General features: G+C 38.3%; 1 protein-coding gene. It reads left to right on the top strand.

From position 1 onward, the window contains the following. Positions 1-950: reverse transcriptase domain-containing protein (locus TY15_RS22995; protein WP_042375733.1), on the top strand; the 950-nt coding region annotated here is incomplete at its 5' end. Positions 951-1030 lie beyond the last annotated feature (80 nt).

Raw genomic sequence — 1030 nt, 5'->3', positions numbered from 1 at the left:
TCAATAAATATATAGCTGATGGAACTGTACTCGACCTAATTTGGAAATGGCTTAAAGCTGGTTTCATGGAAGAGGGGAAGTATCATCAAGTTGACGCGGGGACTCCGCAAGGTGGTGTAATTTCGCCGCTACTTGCGAATCTCTTCCTCAATGAACTAGATTGGGAACTTGAAGCTCATGGAATTCATTTCGTCAGATATGCCGACGATTTTCTTTTGTTTGCCAAAACAAAAGAGGAAATTGTACGTGCAGAATCAATTACAAAACAAAAGCTCGCAGAGCTAGGGCTTGAAATATCCATCGAGAAAACGAAAATCATAGATTTTAACCACGATGATTTTGATTTCCTTGGGTTTACATTTGAGCACTGGAGGAAAAGAAAGAAAGATGGCAAACCATACTACATAGCTAAACCAAAGGATTCCACATGGAAAGACTTTCGCCAAAAGATAAAAGATAAAACAAAGAAATCCCTGACTTTCAGCAAAGAAGTTTGGGTTGAGCGTGTGAATCAAGTAATCCGTGGAAAAGTAAATTACTTTTTAACCCTTTGGAATGCGATAAACGAGAATAAAAAGTATGGAAGAGAATTTTCATGTTTCTTCAACGTAATCAAAGACGAATTATTAGCCATTGATGGCTATATAAGAAGAAGGCTAAGAGTGGCGATGATACATGACCACCCAAGTCAAAATAAGGGACATAAGATGAAGACAAAATGGGGAATAGAGTTCTTTGCCAAAATTGGATTAGTTCCAGCATTTCAATATTATTATGGAAAGCAATATGGACATACCATATATGACTACCTTCGATACATGAAGGAAAAACAAGCAAAGAAATATAATAGAGCACTACAAAGAGCTAAAGAACGTGGGGAAGAATACTTCACCCCGAAAAGAGTCCAGATGATTAACTGTGCACAGGGAAAATCAAAGCATTCAATGTAACATGTTGGTAAGCCGTATGCCTTAATAGGGCACGTGCGGTTTGATAAGGGGGAAGCCTCGTGAGAGGTTTCCCTACTTTA

Source organism: Neobacillus jeddahensis (assembly GCF_000612625.1).
In the GTDB taxonomy this organism is placed as follows: domain Bacteria; phylum Bacillota; class Bacilli; order Bacillales; family Cytobacillaceae; genus Neobacillus; species Neobacillus jeddahensis.
Note: the sequence above shows the minus strand (reverse complement) of the source record. Positions and strands in the feature narration are given on the sequence as shown.